The organism is Microbacterium sp. CFBP 8801 (assembly GCF_014839455.1).
Lineage (GTDB): Bacteria > Actinomycetota > Actinomycetes > Actinomycetales > Microbacteriaceae > Microbacterium.
The window spans coordinates 1-17,025 of the sequence record NZ_JACYNU010000027.1; the positions used below are offsets into that span (position 1 = coordinate 1).

16 protein-coding genes and 1 pseudogene are annotated in these 17,025 nt (G+C 64.5%); 6 read left to right on the plus strand and 11 right to left on the minus strand.

Annotated elements, in window-relative coordinates; all coding sequences use genetic code 11:
- Window positions 1–116 precede the first annotated feature (116 nt).
- Window positions 117–1,106, plus strand: a complete 990-nt coding sequence (locus IFR11_RS15715; protein WP_191916800.1) for a putative zinc-binding metallopeptidase — start codon at window positions 117–119, stop codon at window positions 1,104–1,106.
- A 13-nt stretch (window positions 1,107–1,119) separates the two neighbouring features.
- Here IFR11_RS15715 and IFR11_RS15720 read toward each other — a convergent pair whose 3' ends face one another.
- Window positions 1,120–1,899 (minus strand): helix-turn-helix transcriptional regulator, encoded by a 780-nt coding sequence (locus IFR11_RS15720; RefSeq protein WP_191916801.1) that lies wholly within the window; start codon window positions 1,897–1,899, stop codon window positions 1,120–1,122.
- A gap of 48 nt (window positions 1,900–1,947) precedes the next feature.
- On the opposite strand from IFR11_RS15720, the gene IFR11_RS15725 reads away from it, so the two are divergent.
- Entirely contained in the window at window positions 1,948–2,388 is a 441-nt protein-coding gene (locus IFR11_RS15725; RefSeq protein ID WP_055835343.1) for a DUF2000 domain-containing protein, read from the plus strand.
- Between the two features lie 70 nt (window positions 2,389–2,458).
- Here the strand turns inward: IFR11_RS15725 and IFR11_RS15730 are convergent, their stop codons facing one another.
- Window positions 2,459–2,887, minus strand: coding sequence for a MarR family winged helix-turn-helix transcriptional regulator (locus IFR11_RS15730; protein WP_055835340.1), 429 nt, complete (start codon window positions 2,885–2,887; stop codon window positions 2,459–2,461).
- 213 nt (window positions 2,888–3,100) lie between these two features.
- Entirely contained in the window at window positions 3,101–4,051 is a 951-nt protein-coding gene (locus IFR11_RS15735) for a manganese catalase family protein (RefSeq protein WP_191916802.1), read from the minus strand.
- Here IFR11_RS15735 and IFR11_RS15740 point away from each other — a divergent pair.
- Complete coding sequence (locus IFR11_RS15740) at window positions 4,050–4,829, plus strand: AAA family ATPase (protein ID WP_197978977.1); 780 nt, start codon at window positions 4,050–4,052, stop codon at window positions 4,827–4,829. The genes IFR11_RS15735 and IFR11_RS15740 overlap by 2 nt on opposite strands.
- Before the next feature lie 392 nt (window positions 4,830–5,221).
- Here the strand turns inward: IFR11_RS15740 and IFR11_RS16920 are convergent, their stop codons facing one another.
- Entirely contained in the window at window positions 5,222–5,896 is a 675-nt protein-coding gene (locus IFR11_RS16920; protein WP_441005413.1) for a trypsin-like peptidase domain-containing protein, read from the minus strand.
- A 605-nt stretch (window positions 5,897–6,501) separates the two neighbouring features.
- Between IFR11_RS16920 and IFR11_RS15750 the strand changes: the two genes are divergently transcribed.
- Window positions 6,502–7,071, plus strand: a complete 570-nt coding sequence (locus tag IFR11_RS15750; protein WP_191916804.1) for a hypothetical protein — start codon at window positions 6,502–6,504, stop codon at window positions 7,069–7,071.
- Window positions 7,072–7,139: 68 nt separating this feature from the next.
- Here IFR11_RS15750 and IFR11_RS15755 read toward each other — a convergent pair whose 3' ends face one another.
- The 6 genes from IFR11_RS15755 to IFR11_RS15785 form a co-directional block, all read right to left on the minus strand.
- A complete protein-coding gene (locus IFR11_RS15755) occupies window positions 7,140–8,408 on the minus strand; it encodes a hypothetical protein (RefSeq protein WP_191916805.1) in 1,269 nt (422 codons plus the stop codon).
- Window positions 8,409–8,842: 434 nt separating this feature from the next.
- Window positions 8,843–9,484 carry a hypothetical protein gene (locus IFR11_RS15765; protein ID WP_191916807.1) on the minus strand — a complete coding sequence of 214 codons (642 nt, stop codon included), beginning with the start codon at window positions 9,482–9,484 and terminating at the stop codon, window positions 8,843–8,845.
- Window positions 9,471–10,175 (minus strand): hypothetical protein, encoded by a 705-nt coding sequence (locus tag IFR11_RS15770; RefSeq protein ID WP_191916808.1) that lies wholly within the window; start codon window positions 10,173–10,175, stop codon window positions 9,471–9,473. Before IFR11_RS15770 ends, IFR11_RS15765 begins: the two co-directional genes overlap by 14 nt.
- Before the next feature lie 181 nt (window positions 10,176–10,356).
- Window positions 10,357–10,581 carry a DUF3892 domain-containing protein gene (locus IFR11_RS15775; RefSeq protein ID WP_191916813.1) on the minus strand — a complete coding sequence of 75 codons (225 nt, stop codon included), beginning with the start codon at window positions 10,579–10,581 and terminating at the stop codon, window positions 10,357–10,359.
- 176 nt (window positions 10,582–10,757) lie between these two features.
- Window positions 10,758–11,801 carry a hypothetical protein gene (locus tag IFR11_RS15780; RefSeq protein ID WP_191916809.1) on the minus strand — a complete coding sequence of 348 codons (1,044 nt, stop codon included), beginning with the start codon at window positions 11,799–11,801 and terminating at the stop codon, window positions 10,758–10,760.
- Window positions 11,798–14,218 carry an ATP-binding protein gene (locus IFR11_RS15785; protein WP_191916810.1) on the minus strand — a complete coding sequence of 807 codons (2,421 nt, stop codon included), beginning with the start codon at window positions 14,216–14,218 and terminating at the stop codon, window positions 11,798–11,800. Before IFR11_RS15785 ends, IFR11_RS15780 begins: the two co-directional genes overlap by 4 nt.
- A gap of 864 nt (window positions 14,219–15,082) precedes the next feature.
- On the opposite strand from IFR11_RS15785, the gene IFR11_RS16470 reads away from it, so the two are divergent.
- A complete protein-coding gene (locus tag IFR11_RS16470) occupies window positions 15,083–15,274 on the plus strand; it encodes a hypothetical protein (RefSeq protein WP_244630830.1) in 192 nt (63 codons plus the stop codon).
- 652 nt (window positions 15,275–15,926) lie between these two features.
- Window positions 15,927–16,175: pseudogene (locus IFR11_RS16925) on the plus strand (alpha/beta fold hydrolase); the annotation flags it as partial.
- A gap of 36 nt (window positions 16,176–16,211) precedes the next feature.
- Here IFR11_RS16925 and IFR11_RS15805 read toward each other — a convergent pair.
- On the minus strand, window positions 16,212–17,025 hold an 814-nt coding region (locus IFR11_RS15805; protein ID WP_199771201.1), incomplete at its 5' end, for a type I restriction endonuclease.

The following is a 17,025-nucleotide window of genomic DNA, read 5'->3' on the forward strand; positions in this document are numbered from 1 at the left end:
GGCGGATCATGCCGATGCCCCGGCCCGCCGCTCGCGCGCGGCGATCTCGCTACGACCCCCGCGCCGCCGCGCGCAACCCCGACGGCGGTGGAGTGCTCGTCTGTCATGCTCGGGCAGTGAAGTCGTTCCGTTGCCGCGTCTGCGGAAATCCCCTGTTCTTCGAGAACTCGGTCTGCCTCTCGTGCGGCACCGGCCTCGGTTACTCGCGCGAAGAGGCCGAGATCGTGCCGGTCGATGCCCGGGGCCGGTACATCGACGCCGCCGGACTCATCTGGCACGTCTGCCGCAACCTCAACCTGTCGGGCTGCACGTGGCTCTCCCGCTTCGAGGGCGGGCAATGCTCGGCCTGCGAGCTGACCCGCGTGCGGCCGAACGACGCCGACGCCCGGGGTCTGTCGCAGTACCCGGTCGCCGAACGCGCCAAGCGGTGGCTGCTCGTCGACCTCGACCGCCTCGGCATCCCGATCGCGAGCAAGGCCGAAGACCCCCACCGCGGCCTCTGCTTCGACCTGCTGTCGAGCGTGGCCGAGAACGTCACCATCGGTCACGCCGACGGCGTGATCACGATCGATCTGGCCGAGAGCGACGACGCGCACCGCGTGCGCGTGCAGAGGCAGCTCGGTGAGCCCTATCGCACGATGCTCGGTCACTTCCGCCACGAGGTCGGGCACTACGTCGAGTGGGTCTTCGTCGAGGGCACCGACCGCATCGCCGAGGCGCGCGCGCTGTTCGGCGACGAGACCGCCGACTACCAGGCCGAAATCGACCGCCACTACTCCGAGGGCCCGCCGAGCGACTGGGCGGAGCGGTACATCTCGACCTACGCGAGCATGCACCCCTATGAGGACTTCGCCGAGACGTGGGCGCACGTGCTGCACATCACCGACACCATTGAGACGGCCTCCACCTTCGGGCTGACGAGCGTGTCGGGCCCCGGGGAGGTGCCGCGCTTCCGTGAGTTCGTCACCGAGGTGTGGATGCCGCTGTCCGTGGCCCTCAACATGGTCAACCGCTCCATGGGCAAGAACGACCTCTACCCGTTCGCCCTCCCCGACCGCGTGCTCGACAAGCTCGACTTCGTCGCGTCGCTGCTGTCCACCCGCTGAGCGGGCTCGGGTCTCACGACCGCGTCGCGAACGCGCCGGGCGTCACACCCCAGACGCGGCGGAAGTGCCGGGTCAGGTGTGCCTGATCGTGGAAGCCCGTCTGCGCGGCGGCGTCGGCCGGACGGCATCCGTTCCCCAGCAGCCGCCGCGCGGCGTCGACCCGTCGCCCCACGAGGTACCGGTGCGGGGCGATCCCGTACGTCTCGGAGAACACCCGCACCGCGTGGCTCGGGTGGGCGCCGAGCTCGGCGGCGGCTGCCGCGATCGTGAACGACTCGGTGTAGCGGGAGTCGAGCAGCACGCGAAGCCGGCGCGCGAGGGGCACGTCGCGCGTCGCCGGGCGGGCCGTTCCGGCGTGGCGGTACACGGCATCGCGCACGGCCAGCAGCCAGTGCTCGGCCGCCATCTCGTCACCCGGGTGCGCCAGAGCCGCGTGCACCCTCCGCGCGGCCGCGTGCGCGGGCGGCGCCGTGACGGTGGGCCGGTGCGCGATCCGGCCCGTCAGCTCGTCGGGGAGCCAGTCGCGCCGAAGGTAGAGCACCTGCTTGCGGTACCCCGACCCGGTGACGGCCGGGCGCCCGTCGTGGGCGACGCCCGGGGGCAGCAGGGTCACCGCGGCGGGCGATGCCCGGTGCTCCGCGCGGTCGAGGGCGTACGTCACCGCGCCGCGGTCGACGAGCATGACGGCCCAGTCCTCGTGCGTGTGCATCGGGTAGCTGTGCGCGAAGCTCGCGTGGTAGACCTCGCGCAGCATCGGCACGTCCGGGTGCCACGCGCGCACCCGGTTCTCCATGCAAGAAACGTACAAGACGCCGCGGCGCCCGGTCGTGATGCTGGAGGGATGACCGACGACACCGCCTCCCCCGCCCCGCTGTTCGACACGAAGGTCGTCGTGGTGCTCGCCGACGACCTCACCGCCTGGCAGGAGCTCAACGTCACCGCGTTCCTCGCCTCCGGAATCGCCACCAGTGCGCCCGACCTCGTCGGCGAGCCCTACCGCGACGCCGACGGCACCGACTACCTGCCGATGCTCCGCCAGCCCGTGATGGTGCTCACCGCCGACGCGGGCCTCCTCGGCCGCGCGCGGGCCAAAGCGGCCGCGCGCGACGACATCGCCCTGGCGATCTACACGCGCGAACTGTTCACGACCTCGCACGACGCCGCCAATCGGGCCGCCGTCGCCGGCGTCGCCGCCGCCGACCTCGATCTGGTGGGCATCGCCGTGCGCGGTCCGCGCAACGCCGTGGACCGCATCGTCAAGGGCGCCGTCTTCCACGCCTGAACCCCGGGACCGGGGGCGATGCGGTGCAGCCGGGCACCTCGGTCAGGCCGAAGGAGCCGCGGCACCCGTTCTAGTCGAGCGCCGCAGCCGCCGTCGCGCTATCCAGCAGCGATGCCACCGCTTCTTGCTGTTTCGCGTCGACCCCCGAGAGGGCGGCCGAGAAGGCGTCATCGAAGCGGGTGAGGCAGTCCCACGGTTCGACGCTCAGATCGACCTGGGCGAAGATGTGGTTCGCGCGCCGGTCGTCGAGGTCGACCTCGCGGCGCAGGATGTCTCGGCGCACGAGGCGGTCGACGATCGTGGTCACTCCCGCCGACGTCACCCCGAGGTGCTGCCGCAGTTCCGAGGGGCGGATGCCGGGATTCCGGGTGATGTGCAGCACGGCGACGACGTCGACCTCGTTCAAGCCCAGAATGCGGCGGGCCTCAGCGAGACACCGCGCCCGTTCCACGAGATACCGGTTCAGCGCGTCAACGACAGGGGAGGATTCGTTCGTCATATCGATTCAGTTCGTTTCGCGGCGCTTCTGCGCGTGTACACCTCACGGTACCCGGCGGGGCGTCGGCACCCGCCGCGACGCGGGGCACTTGACATCACGACCGTTGTGGTGGGGGTGCCTTCACGTCGCACTTCGTCGACGATGCCATCGACGTGTGCAGACGCGAAGCGCCGCACCCCCACGATCCGGGATGCGGCGCTTCGGCGGGACGCCTTACTTCATACGTCCGAAGGTCGCATCGATGTCGGCCATCTCCATCGCGGCCGTCGCCTCGATCAGCTCGCGCAGTTCGGCATCCGCCCCGGGAGAGAACTCCTCGAGACGTTCGGGCGCCAGGGTGATCGGGGTGCCGACGGGTGCCTGCTCGCTTGCGTCGAGCTGCGTCCCGTCGTGAGACGGCGAAGCACCCTGGAAGATCTTGCCCGCCTCGGACTGGTTGCCGAGGTCGAAGGAGTACTGCTTGCTCTGCAGACCGAGGTCGAGCAGCCGCTTGACCTCGGGGAACTGCTCGGCGTTCGTCTTCGGAATCGGCAGCGAGGTCCGCCAGTTCACACCGAGCGTTTCGAGAGCTTTCGCATACGCGTTCTCGTGGGCCTGGTCGCGCACGATCAGGTACGCGATGGTGCTGCGCGCCATCTTGTTGTCGGTCATCTCGTACAGGCGGCACTTCTGCAGACGCCCGGTCGATTCGAGCATCAGGTTGTACAGCAGATCGAGAACGAGATTGCCCGAGTTGTAGACGTAGCTCCCCGACCACGGGTTGCCGGCCGCATCCACGGGCAGAGCGCCCTGAGCACCCACGAGGTAGTGGTGGATGTTGCTGTGATCCACCGCGATGCTCAGCGGAGTCGCGCCGCCGGCTCCCGGCTGATCCACCGGATCGCCCGGCTTGCCCTGATACGCGGGAGAGCCGTCCAAAAGGCGGGAGATCGTGGTGCCGATGAGTTCGACGTGGCTGATCTCCTCGGTTCCGATGCCCTGGATCAGATCCTTGTACGCCTTGCCGGACGGGCCACGGAAGTTGATGCTCTGGAAGAGGTACTGCATCATCGTGCGCATTTCGCCGAATTGACCGCCCAGTCCCTCCTGGAGGGCGTTGGCCGCCGCCGGATCGGGCTCGTCCTGGGCGATTTCGTTGATGAATTCCTGCAGGTGGAAATACATGGTGCCTCCGAGGGGGAATGGTCCTCGAAGTGTCCGCAGCATCGAGGAGCGACGCTCCCCCCTCGCTATCGCGGGCGACGGCGGGTACCCTTCCCGGGCTGTTGCGCCGGAGGTTCCGTGGTGCGCAGACGGGGCGTCGGGCACCACACCTGCGACCGCCCCCGCCCGCGGCAGCGCGAGGCCTCGGCAGCTCTCATCACGGTGGCCCGGCGGTATCGTCATCACCGTGCGCATCGTCGTATCCGGAACCCACGCCAGCGGTAAGAGCACCCTCATCTCGGACTTCGCGTCCCGGCATCCGGAGTTCACCGTGTTGCCCGATCCGTTCGAACTCGTCGACGAAGACGACGCGGTGGGCCCAGCGCTTTTCGCGGCGCAGCTCCGCATCGCCGCTGACCGGCTCACCGACGAACCGGGTCGCACGCACGTCATCGCAGAACGCGGACCGCTGGATTTCCTGGCCTATCTCCTCGCCCTGGCAGACCTGGGCAGCGCGGATCTCGACGAGGAGTTCCGCGAGCGGGCGGTGGCCAGGACAGCAGGCGCACTCCGCACCGTCGATCTGCTCATCGTCCTCCCCGTGACGGACCGCGACCCGATCCACGTCAGCGCCGACGAGCATCTCGAACTACGCGCCGCCATGAACGACGCGCTGCTCGACCTCCTCGACGACCCGGACCTCATCGGAGAGCACCTCACGGTCGTCGAGCTCACCGGGACTCCCCTGGAACGACCCACCGCGCTCGAGACACTCACCGGAGTCACTGGGCCGGTCTGACGTCATGGAGACGTGTGGCCCACGCACCCCGAGATCTTCACGAGGCGACAGCCGCTCGCGTGTTCGTCGATCCGGTGCGCATCTCTCGCGCGAAGGGTGTGAATGTCACGAGGACGTCCGAGGTGTACACGACCTCAACCGACCGCCGGTGGCGCCCATTCTGCCGCGGGCTCAGACCAACCAGACCGTGTCCAGAAACGACGAAGCCCTGGTGAGAGTTACCTCTCACCAGGGCTATCTGTGGGCTGTTGGCACAACCTGATGTGACGCGGGCGAGGGCCCGAGCTGTTTCACCTGTTTCCTGCCCGCGGTGGCGACTTTTCCTGCGCAGGTCGGACCTTCCACCCCAACGCAGCGCTCCTGAGACCGCGCCTAGCTTCATCCGTCCGAGCTCAGTCCGCATCTGGCAGCCACCAGTCCTCGGCAGGCTCCCACGTAGGAGGACCACTTCCTTCCGCGGGGAACCGCGTCCGGCCGGAGACTGTCGACAAGATCGCGCTTGTCTTCCACACCAGCCCGATGTCCAACGTTTCGGGCGGAGCCGCGCAAGCCTGATCCGCCTGACCTGGTTCATTCTCGCCGGAGATCCTCACCCGACCGGAGTACAAGCCCGCCACCCAGGAATCGTCGATGGACGTCGTATGGTCAGAGCCATCTCTCATACGCACCGTTCGCCCCCGCCCAGGCCGTAACACGACCGGCGATCCTGAGTGTCCCTTACGCGTTCGCGCATCTACCAGGTACATCGGACGGTTGTCGTAATCCAACGCCGGTTCCGAGGCGACCGATGCACGCGTCCAGATAGGCAGACCGACGTATGGCGTAAAGCCCCGTGGGAATCCGACCACGAACAAGTCATCCCCGGCTGAAAGCATGGGCTCGTGCTCCGCATCGGGCTTTGCAATATCGAACGCGTCCACGAACCACTGCTCGTCGTCCTCCAGAGGCAACACGGCGATATCGGCGCCTCGGCCGAGCGTCGGGTGTTCATACCAGAGGGGCGCTCCGTCATCGCCTAGAACGCGGACCGCGCGGTCCGACCATGCGAGCCCCCCCCCCCGCAGCAGCGACTTGCATCTTCATGACGACGCGATCTGGTTCGACCGACCATTCCGACATCAACGCGTTGCTCGGCCAGTCACGACCGGACAGGTTATGCCTGGCGGTCACCAGGAAATTCTCGCCGCCGTACGTTGCGATGAATCCGCTCCCGACGGCAAGTCGCTGATGTTCCCACCACATCTCTAAACGGATGGTTCGGCCGGACACTCCTCGCATTGCATCAATGTAGCCCTCAGACGACGGACCATCGGACGTCGATGGCGCTCCCGGACCCTCCGGAAAGATGTCCCCCTCCTCAGGTGGCGGCGAGTCGCGATACTTCTTGATCATGCGAACCAACACTGCGTCGTTCGCACGCCTGCGCTCCTCACGGGCCAATCTCAAGTCAGTAAGTTCCCTCGCCACCCCATCGTCGAGAGCTGCATGCTTCGCCCAGTAGGACGATGCATCGCTCATCTTCTCAGCGAACACCGTCCTGAGTGCGAACTCGACGAAGGTTTCTACACGGGGGCCTCCATCATCGAGCGGCAGATGGGTGCACGCCGTCCGACCGAGGCGACGAAGGAACCATCTGGGTCACCGGCCAAACGACGACCGATAGGCTCACGGCATGACGATGGTCGAGCCTCCCGCGCTGGACCCGCAGACCGGCGACGAGCGGCTACTCGGAGTCAACGCGTCGGTCGCTGACTTCTGGCGGTTCGCGTTGCCCGACGTGACGACGAACAATGTTCGTGGGTGGCTGGCCGAGTACCTCGTCTGGCGAGCCACGGGCGTGGAGCGGCCGGTGCGCGTCGAGTGGGACGCGTTCGATGTGCTCTGGGGCGACATCCGCATCGAGGTGAAGTCCAGCGCACTCGTGCAGCGGTGGGCGCAACGCCAACCGTCCACGCTCGCGTTCTCAGGCCTCCGCGGAAAGCTCCTCGACCCTGAGACGAATGCGTGCGCTGCCGAGTCGACCTACAACGCGGACGTTTACGTTCTCGCGGTGAATCTCGCCGGGCGAGAGCAGTTCAACCAACTCGACATCGCGAACTGGCGATTCGCCGTACTCTCGCGCCTCGCGCTCCAGGCAACCGGGCAGTCAACTCTCACCTGGGTACGAGCACAGCAACTCGCCACCGCGGTCGTCGGGTACGACGAGCTCGCGGCGGCGATCCAAGAGGCTGCCTCGGGTTAGCGTGCGAGACCGGATTGTCGTCGGGCAGGTTTAACTCTGAGGAAGAGGCCTGGGGCATGCACGGCCTCTCACGGTTGGATAAACACGCTGAGTGATTCCGTCCAGCGCGATGTCTCCGATTTACCGACCGTTATGGCAGTTCCGCCTGCTTCGTTGATCGCGAGGAGCACGTCGCCGTCCGGATGTAGCACGGCCTTGTCACGGCGGGATCGGTAAGCGCCAGCAGCACCGAAGACGTACGTTGGGGAGTGCGCCGCCACCGGATCAAATCCGGTCATCAACGACGCGGCCCAGTCTTTGGCAGAACCGTGGTGGGAAGGAGCAAACGTTCCAACGTATGGCTTTCGGCTCGCGAACACGGCGTTGACTTCGTCGACTCGCTTGTTGGCACGGAGGTCTGCATCGCCGAGACCTAGCCATCCGGGTCGCGGATTCCAGGCTCCGATCTCGGCGCGCTCGATTGTCGAGTTTCTGGTCCGGTACGCGCGATGGGCCGCGCCGACAGGTGGGCCCGAATAGAGCATGAGGGAGGTGAGATTCCGCGTGAACGATCTCCCGACAGTCTTCACCGCGTCGTCATATGCCTGCGCAAGCTCCTTGCGGTGGTGACGCACTATCAGTTCGAGTCGGCTTGTATCGTGTAACTCCGACTCGCTTGAGATCAACCCGCGCCGGATCAGCGCCTTGATGAACTCTCGCGTCGCTCCTGTGGCTTGCACTGCGACGTATGGAAACCATTCCCACACCACGTCCTGGTCCACTTTGCACACGGTCCGATCAGCCTCGAATCGCAGCGTGATCGCAGCGCTCGGCGTCGCTCCGCCGATCTTCGAAGGGGATAGAAGCTCTGGGGACTCCGCTCCACCGCCTTCCGGCTGGGCGGTGGCGGGCGGGACGATCTGAACTTCCGCGGGTGATCCGGCGTTCTCGGTGAGCGTCGCGAGCGCTGTGGAGGGATCCACGATGAAGTCGCTGTAAAAGTCCCCGCCAGGTGGGGCACCGTCAAGATCGCCATCTGAGATGCTTCCGCCGAGGACGAGCAATCTCTCAGAGACGGGGACCAAGGGGATGATGAAACGCCCAATGCTCAGTCTCTTCGCGAGCAACGGTATGCCTGAGACATGATCGAAGTCGAAGTGCGAGACGAACATGAAGTCAGCCTTCGTGATCCGCTCGGCCAACTCTTCGGTTTCCCGGTTGAGCTCGCCCTGAGTATCTGCGCGAGCTCCACAGTGGTAAATAAAACTCACAGACTGGCCATCGGAAGAGACGGTGCCACTGTGGAAGAACCCGTTTCCGACAGCCCACTGCGTTCGCGATACATTCAATTTGATCACTCTCGGTTCCCCCTCAGTGTTAGACCGTAGTCACGCCGCGAGCACTAGCTCTGACGGCCAGCGCGCCCATAAGGCTCCGCGGCGGATGCCGGAGTTTTCTTATCGCAGGTATGCCGTTCACGATTGCCCCGTCCACGTACCGCCTCGTCCATTGGGAGAAACAAGGTCGTAAAGAGGCACTGCTCGAGATCGCTCAAGGAAACCAGACCCGAGGAGCTCGTGCGGGGTCATGGCTATGACATCGAGCAGAGGTGAAAACTCGAGTCGGTCAGTCTCCTCCTGGAACGCGTAGTACTCCTCGATGGTGGAGTACACGGCGAGCGCGTCAAGATCGTTCGGCGGGCGGTTGCCGTGCACCGTCGATCCGAACAGGTAGACGGCGACATTGGGATGACGTCGGGCGACGTCCGCTAATGCCAGGATCCAATCCCGGGTCACGGGTGATTGAGCCGTGCGAGGGTAGAGCCCCACCGTAGGATCTCCACTTCCGCAAGTTTGGCCGCTTCCTTCGCGTTGTCCGTGGGACCGGCGTTGGGGTTGGTTGCCACAAAAACGTCGAACGGGGAGCATCGATCAAGCGCAAAGTTAACGGTGACGACTTCGGCCTGGTACGTCTCCTCGATGTAGAGCACAAGGTCAGGCAGGCCGCCCGCGCGTCTCACTCGGAGCCGGCGGCTGTCGACGTAAGCGACGGACTCGACTCGTGAGTGTCGAGTCAGTCCCTTCATGACGAACTCGTAGGGGAACGGGACGTATCCTCGCGGGTTAGCGAACCGTGCTGCGCGTATACCGTCGGCTAGACCTCCCCATGGCACTCCGTGCTTCTTCATCAGGTCGATGGCTTCGCCTTGGAAGATGCCAGCCTTCGGAATGTTGACGATGAAGTCGACGTCCCCATCCAGCAACGCCTCGACGTCAGAAGCGGCGACGTCCTGTGATTTCAGGATCCCGAACCGGGTCGGCGGGAGGCTCTTTCGAGTCAATCGGACGTGGTCACCATCGGCCTCCGCGTCGGTAACTACGTCCTCGTGAAGTTCCTTGAAGCGGCTCAGAACCCACTTATCAGCTGTCGGCAAAGATCTTGTCCATCTCTCTAGGGAACAGTACTGTCCTGATGCCGCCGTCACCATGATGGCGTCTAATCAGGCCGCCGATGTGTACCCGATAGGCAGCGACGGTCTCTTTCTCAGCGTGTGTCAGGTGAGCGGTGTTGGCGTCGATGATTCGCAGGATCCGTCGGTGGTTGGGAATGATGGTGTCAGTCATCTCACGTTGCCAGACAATTGCTTCCTCTGCTTCCGGGTCAATTCGGTAGTCGTTGTCCGGCCCGAAGGTGGCATGCAGGTAACGGTTTTGTGACGCGTAGGGCTCGATGGCATCGCAGGCTTCGGCCCTAGTGGCGAAGGATGCGATGCCGAGGGATGCTTCGACTCGCCTCAGCCGAGACTCCTTCCATTCGAGCAGGAGCTCGATGGGGTGGTCGGCTGGCGCCTTGTCGGCGATGGTGTGGCAGTTGGCGCACAGCAGAATCAAGTTGTCCCATGCACCAAGGTCGGCTTCATCCGCGGTGTCATCGCCTCTGGGGCCATCAGCGCTCGCAGCGATGACGTGCGCGACCTCCCCAAAATGGGCAGCAGACCCACTCTTTAAGTCAACAAACAGAGGTGCCTGGCAATCTGGATTCTGGCAGTACCCAGAGGAGTCCGCCCACAGCCGGAATTTCGTGGGCTGCGTCGGGTTCGCCTTGCCTCTCACACATTTGGTCATGTTACGAGTATCACCAGGCAGAGAGCCAGTTTCTGGTAGAAAATTCTTCCTCGCAGATCGGCATCGTTTTACAGCCCGCGACAAGTGCGGATCGTCTGCTGGGAAGACGGCTCCCCACCCGCCTTCCCAGCGAACCCGCTACGTGAGATCGACCCGGTCGTGCCCCGTCCGGACGTGTCCCCTACAGGTTCGGCAGATAGTCGAGGTTGTTCCGGGTGGTGGAGTCCCGGTCGGTGCGCAGGTACTTGCCCGTGGCGCCCTGAACAATGCGAACCTCGGTGCGCTTCTCCGGCCACTGCACGAAGTACGTGTGCGCCCGAGACTCGATGTCACGGATCGCATCGGCCGTCGACCTCGGCGACCCGTCGACACCGATTTTCCTGCGGGCGGTTTTAGGCGGAGCCAGCGCACCGCTGCAGGCAACGCTCCCACGCGCCTCGGCGACAGCTGGAGCTCATGGTTCTGTTCATCTGGGGTCACTGGAGCGTAGCCAAGACCTCCGCTCCAAACGGGATGATGAGCGCGGCGCTGGCGGAGCCCATTCGGAGAGCGACGCCGCGCGGCGCCGTTGTGAGGCGCGGCTCACAACCCCCAGCTCGCTGCTGCTCCAGGCAACAGCCGCAGTGTTGCCCGGTTGTTCTCGATACCGCCGCTGAAGTTGATGCTGACTCTGGTGACTTGCCCGACTTCCTCGACCAGCGGATCTGAAACGAACACAAGCATTCCTGTCGAGAAGATTGGAACCGTAGGGCGGAAGGCGATTCGATCCATCTCGAGCAAATCGAGGTCCAGTGCGGCACCAACGTCCATTGGGCGTCCGAAAGTGACGAGTTGCGGCAGCACCTCATCAATTGCCAGATCAACAGTGTCGGCCGCTGCATCGAAGGCCTGCGCATAGGCCGCGGCACCGCCCGAGAGTCGAGCGATGGCCCTCTCTGTCTGCTCTTGCCGATATTGATCCCGCTTCAGTGCAAGATGCGGTTCGAACTCGTCGACTCGTTCCGGAGACAGCGCGGCCCGCAGCTCTCGGCACACCGAACCGAGCTGCTGGTGGTCGGCATCGACCAGGGCTGCCCGCGTCGCACCGAGTTCTTGCCACGTCGTCGATGCGCGAAGCGCGACGGCGAGTTGCTGAAGCTCACGACTCGCATCGATTCGTTCGGCCGCGAAGGCGAGGCTGGGCGGGGGCGCGAGTTGGAGTCCGCGTCCCATATCGCCACGTTGCCACGCCGCCTTCCAGGTGAACTCCTGCGTGGTGAACGGTGTGTTCCTCACAAGCTGGGGAACACGAAGAAGCGGGTACCCCGGGAGCTGAGCGCGAAGCCACGCGAGTTGAAGGCGGAAGGCAACCTCGACCTTATAAGTTGCGAAGAACCACGCTTCGAACGTGTCAGGCCTTTCAATGTCTCCCAACATCGGCTGACCGATGAGATATTGCAGTTCGGTGTTGAGGCGGAGAGCGTGCGCACGCATCGACAGTGCGCGAAACTCTTCCAGCATCTTTGTGAGCGGGTCTTTCGACGTGGCGAGGTCGCGCGGCATCGCTGAGATCACTCGCTGGACCGTCTGCGAGCTTCGCCACTTCTCGGCGAGGTCGCTTACTGCTGCCCAGATTTCTCTAGTCATGAAAGCCATCCCGACGTGTTGGTGAGTTCTTCGACCGCTTTACCGACATCGGAGGCTGCAGCATGTGCTGGGCCGCCGTCGAGGAAGTGCGATGCGGATGTTTGGCCCGGACGCCCTTCGGGCTCATTCGGAAGCAGGCGAGTTTCCGGCGATGCGAGGTACGACATTCGCCAATCTACTGTTCCCCAAGTCTCATCGGGTTCGCCGATAAAGAATGTGAGGCCCAGCGGGCGCAGTCGGTTCAATAGCTGAGAACGCTGAGTGACAGGAAAGCTTTCCAAGAGGGCGTTGACCTCGTGCTGTCGTTGGCGGACGAAGGTCTTGACTCGCGCTTGCGCATCTTCGCGCGAACTGGGACGCATGGAGAGCTCTGGCCGAACCTCATTGAATCGGGTGCGAAGGGCCAGCCGCCACAGGCGCGTCGCAGCGTACAGCGGCCCCCGCTCACCCTCGATGACCGTTCTCCCGAGGAACGTGCCCGAGGAATCGAGCATGCTCAAGACCCAACGACCATCCAGAACTTCCTTGGCTTCGACTGTGACGCCGCTCATGCCTAGCAGCGTCTCAAGCAATGGTGCGATCTGAGTGACGTAGTCAGTGGGGCCCGGGAAGTGGTGATCTGCACGTCCTACGCGCACGGACAGGAACGGCTGATCTCGAGCGACGATCTGAGAGACGTCGACTCCGAGTTCGCTGGCGAACACCACCCATTCTGATTGTGTGTCTCGCAGCGTGAAGGGAAGAGGAGCGTGCCCTGCTGCTACTGCGGTGGCTGCAAGGTAGTCGGCAAGAGAGTCGTGGAAGGGAGCCAGTACCCCCATCCCCACCTCGGTCATCAGGCCGATGCGCACCGCGGTGTCGCGGGCTTTTTCACCATCAACCGAGGACGCAAGTGTCGCTGCAGCGTCATCGGTGCGGGCCACCCACTCGTATCGGTCCGAGTATCGCCGCTGAGCACTCAGAAGCTGCGCGAAAACGACCCCGAGGACGGGTAGGTAGGTACCAGCGTCGACCATCGGGGCACGCTCACTCAGATGGGTCAGGAACTTCGCGTAAACGTCGCTCCTCGACAACTCGAGTGCCCCGTCCGTGTCAGCTTCCAAGAAGATGGTGAGCAGCATAGGGTTTCGCGCCCCATCACCGAGGACGCGCTCAGCTCGCGCGCGAATCTGCGTGGAACTGCCTTCGCTGGCACCGACGACAGACGCGATAAGGCGCTCTTGAGCGGAATGGTCCAACGGTGTGACGTGGAACGCTACGTGTTGGGGAGCAGGGTCTAGTACCCGGCGCAACGCGGTGCGGTCACGCCCAACCAAGACGATGGAGGCGAAGCCCGGCCGATTGAGGACCTGCTTGAGGTCTTCCGCGAGGTGCTCGAGCGTAGCGTCGGGAATCTCTGAGACTCCATCGAGAACGACAACGGCGTCCGGGTCGGCGAGAACTTTGCGGCCGGCGTATGTCGGCACTGCAATGCCCACAACGAAGCCAAGCGCGTCTGCAACGAGAGCACCGAGCTGCCCTGGAACGTATGTCTCGGCTCGACAGACGACGACTGCGCGGCCAGACGTTGCAGCCGAAGCTTGAAGAATTTGCACCGCGCTGGACTTGCCAGTGCCAGTTGGGCCAGAAAGCGACGCTGCGCGCGTGAGGAGCAGAGCCTCAGCCTCGACCGGCGGGTGTCCTCCGTGCTCGGTGATCGTGAGGGGAAGGAGCGAGGGCGTGCCATTTCCGACCGTCGCCATGTAAGAGTCCTTCAGGGTGCCGGCCCACTGGAACTCAGGTCGTTCCCCGTACTCTCCACCGACCAGCTCAAGAAGCTCAGATGCTGTAAGCAGCCGCCCGGCGGGTTCGCTCAGCGACGCTCGCTGCATGAGCACTCTGAACAGAGCGTCGACCCGTTGCACCGCCACTTCTTCTCGGTCGCGCAAAAGTGGATCAAGCCGTGCAGCAATTCGTCGTTCGGCGGCGGCGAGCAGCACTCCCACCGAGGACGGGTCAACGCGGATGCTCGCGAACGCGAGACGATCCGCGAGCATCTCGGGGATGTCAAGCTCTTTCGCCAGGCGTGCGGCCCGTCCCGGCTCGGAGCTTGCCAGAACATCACTAAGAGCCTGCGCGCCGGGACCCAGCTCTCCGTTGGTAACGAACGTGAACGCGGAGTTGGGCGCGTCGAGACTAACCCATCGGCGGAACACATCAGCGACCAGCTTGGGGGTCCATGGGGCGCCTGAATGGCTCTTCATCTGGTGTGCGGCGACCAGAACTCCGTCCGCGTCGAGCACCTCAACGTCCACTACGTCGTCCGTGCCTTCGACGCGAAGCTGATGCTCGGGCCCCTGCTCCACGAGGTCAATGGCCAGGTGGATGGCATGCGCCTGCTGGTACGCGATCCCGCGTATCGTGTCGGTGCCTGCCATTTGTCCCCTGCTTGCGACCATAGCGGATGTCGCCGACACCGGACGTCATGCTCCGGGAGGCATAGCCCGTCAAAGCGCCTCGACATCGAGGCCCTACCATGGCCTCTGTGCACTGAAGGCGATGTTCGACGGGCGCTGGACGTCTCGGATGAGCGAGTAGATACGGCACTCCCACCACAGCGCTAGTGGTTTTCCTTTTTGGAGTCGATACCTCCTAGAGCGTCCAGTCGGATAGCGCGTCGCTTCCTAAGTACCTGCTCGCGGAACTGAACGGCGGAGACTCCTCGAGGGTTGGTCGTTTCGCGTGCCCCGCCCGTGGATGAGCGTTTCGGAAAGCGCGATGGCGATGATTGCCCAGCGGAACGAGATCGGCAAGGTCGTTCGCGAAGTCCCCCAGAGCAGTCACGCTATTCTGCGGGGCTGCTTGTCCAAGACTCTGAGAGCCTCCAGACCCGCCCGCAACACCGTCGAGTCCGGGAACCATCAGCTGAAGGCATCAGGCGACGCAGACGTCGAAACCGCCGGCCGTCGCCGCGTCCGCGGCGTCGCCGCCGCCCAGATCCTCGTCACTCTCCTTGTTGTCGCCCACAACCTCCGGGAGATCGCCGCGTTCGTGAGCGACCAGGAGATCGAACGTGCTCGTACAACCCCGCGCGTCCATACGATTCGCCGACGCGACCGCGTCTGGGCCAACCGATATACGAAGACCACCGGAAACGGCGACCTCAGCATCCCTCGAGGCAGTCGAACATCGTCATCGACGACCGCGACGCTGGCATCGACCTGGGCCACGCCATCGTCATCCGGCACGCCTACATACCGCTACATGAGGCCACCGGGAGCCGGGGCCTCCACCCGAACTCCATGGATGCCGAGATCCTCGCCTACACCCGCAACCAGCGGGTCACTGGGTTCCCGGCGGCACCGCCGCGGCTCTGGGCGCTATTCATCAAGGAGGGCGGCGGGGAGGCACGCCTGTGGTCCGTGCTGCAAACCGTGGCGAAGTTCGCAATGACGGCGCCCGGCGCAGGTTCGACATGGTCCAGACAGACATGATGGCTGACCTCCACGGCCGCCTCGTTATCCAGTGGTTCGCCCCGCGCAGGTGGTGGATGAATGCGGCCCCCCGCGAGCCTGAACAGTGTGACGGGTATCGCGGACGCCGAGCCAATCCCCTTTCCCGGCTTCGACGAGCTGATCCTCAGCCACGAGGACCTACAGGCGGTGATGCGGGAGCCCCGGTACGCGAGCTGGCGGACGGAGCTGGGCGCGGTGAAGGGCATCTACCTCATCACCGACACGAGGGACGGCCGGGAGTACGTCGGCAAGGCCGACGGTGGGGATACGCTTTGGGGCCGGTGGTCGGCCTACGCCGCGAACGGTCACGGCGACAACCGTGACCTCCGGAGTCTGACTCCACCTCGTTCCGGTTCTCCGTACTGCGAGTGTTCGACCCGGCGACACCGGAGGGCGCCATCAACAGCGCGGAGAGTCACTACAAGCGGGCGCTGGACACTCGCGCACGGCCTGAACGTCAACTAGCGTCGGGGGTCGCGGCGACGTCGTCAGCTTGCGGAGCCTGGTGTCCGTCGAGGTGGCGGCGGTGCACTGCGTGTCGTCGAACGGACCGGCTTTGCGCCGTCCCAGTCGGAGCTGCCGCAGTCATGACGGGTGTTACGTCATCGGGTCGCCGGATAGCTTATTCGTGATGGCCGACTTCGTTCTGGTTCCTGGTTCGCATCACAGTGGCTGGTGGTATCAGCCGGTCGTTGATCAGCTCGTCGCCCGTGGGCATCGGGCGGTCGGCATCACCTTGCCCGGTCTCGACCCAGACGCGCCGCCGCCCAGCTCGGTGATTACCCTCGACGATCACGTGCAGGCGGCGATCAACGACGTCGCGGCGTTCGGTGAAGGCCGTGGAGTCGTGCTTGTCGGGCACAGCTATGGCGGCAGTGTCATCTCGGCTGTCGCGGACGCGCACCCAGAGCTACGTTCACTGGTGGCTCGGGTGACGATCTTCTCCCGCCTCGTATTGGAAGTACCGGGGCAGGAGCTTGATTGTCCGGACGGCACCGTCACTGTTCTGCACGTCGAACATCGCGTAATGCTCGATGAGCTTCAGTATCACGGTCGGGGAGAGGAGACCGCTGACGGTCATCTTGACTCGCTCCCACCCTTGGATGGTCGCGGGAACATCTGACGCACCCCACTGATGCCAGTGATCAAGCGGTGTGCGGATGCCGGCGTACCGGAAATCCTTCCCATCGGTCGCGAACGACAGCAAGTTCGGGGTGAAGAACACCGGCTGACCCACCTCGTACGCGGTGTAAATGTCCTTTGCGCCGTCCTTCCATGTCACCGTCGTCGACACAGCCGTCTTCGTCTCCCCGACGACGACGGGGATGCCGTTGACGAATAAGACGATGTCGAACCGGGCCCCCTGATAGGTGACCTCGTCGGCGACGACAAAACTGTTCCGCTCCGATTGCACGTAGTCGACCACTTCGTACGGCTCGTCATGGTTCGTGTCCGGCATCATTACCGTCCCGCCCCCACGCAGCAGCTTCGTGAACGCCTGGTTCGCCGCCATTAGCCCTTCGTCCGCGGCAGTCAGCGCTGCCCGACGCAGGTCACCGAGGACAGCATCCGTTCGCCCCACGAGAGCCGGGTTGAGGTCCTCGATTGCGGCCCGCAGGTCTGACTCGATGAACACCTGCGTTGCCGTCCGCGGCAGGTCCTTCCCGGAGATGTATGTCCACCCGGCGTCGACGAGCAGTTCCACGAGCCCGGCCTGCACCGTGCCCTTC